This is a genomic window from Streptomyces sp. NPDC097129 (genome assembly GCF_055668065.1).
Map to the genome: position 1 here is coordinate 1 of NZ_JBVOQE010000122.1, position 1,041 is coordinate 1,041.

Consider the following 1,041-nt stretch of genomic DNA (forward strand, 5'->3'; position numbering starts at 1 on the left):
ATAAGTGTGTTAGGAAGACCGGTCTTGAGGAGATCGGGGAATGCCTTCTTGTACAGATCCCAGTCGAAGAACGTGTCCTTGAGCTGTTCGAGCGTCGACTTCGGTTGGTACGACGCGGTATCGCCACCGTCGCCGTTCGCTGCGTTTTCCGCGGCAATGGCTGCGAAGTCGGGCAGTTCCGGAGTGGCCGCGGCCTTGGATCCGGGCTTCCAGCCTTCAGGGAGTTGGCGCGGTACCCAATCGGAGTACAGCTGAGACCAGGTTCCGTCGTCGATGACTGCGTCGAGGCCGGAGTTGAGGGCGTCGATCAGCGGCTGGTTTTCCTTGTTCACCGCCCAGCCGACGAAGTTGTTGACCGAGAAGGTGTTCTGGATGATCGAGGTCGGATCACCGGGAGCGATTGCACCTTCGGCCTGCTGAGACGGAGCTACCCAGGCGTCGATCTGTCCGGACTTGAGGTTCGCGTACGCCGTGGCGTAGTCGGGAAACTTCACGGGATCGAGCTTGAGCGTGTTCACGACGTAGTCGTCCTGCACGGTTCCCTGCACGACGCCGATGCGCTTGGAGGCATCCAGGTCTCCGAAGCCGGTGATCGGGCTGCCGTTAGGCACGACGAGGGAGAAGTATCCGAAGTCGTAACCGTTGGTGAAGCCGACGGTGTTGCGACGGTCGTCCGTGGTGGTGATGGACGACGAGCCGACGTCGAAGCGTCGGCCGGCAACCTGGGCGAGGAGACCGGCGAACTCGGTGCCGACGAACTCGACCTTCAGGCCCAGCTTGTCCGCGACGGCCTTCAGCAGCTCGTTGTCGTATCCGGTGTACTGATTCTCGGAGTTGACGCAGATGCTCGGGGGCGCGTCACCGAGCGTGCCGACCGTGATGACCCCGGGTTTGATCAGATTCAGCTTCGAGGTGTCGATCTGATCGACCGGGGTGACGGTGGCCGTGGTGTAGCGGTCTTCGGCGCCCGCACCCGCTGCCGCGTCCAGATTGGTGGGCGCCGCGGTTGCAGCTCCCACTCCTGGAGGTGCACACAGGTCT

The 1,041-nt window shown here is 62.6% G+C and carries 1 protein-coding gene; it reads right to left on the reverse strand.

The genetic code is table 11. The annotated features are described in order from the left end of the window. Positions 1–1,019: ABC transporter substrate-binding protein (locus tag AC0B9F_RS38560; protein WP_472010525.1), on the reverse strand; the 1,019-nt coding region annotated here is incomplete at its 3' end. Between the last annotated feature and the right edge of the window lie 22 nt (positions 1,020–1,041).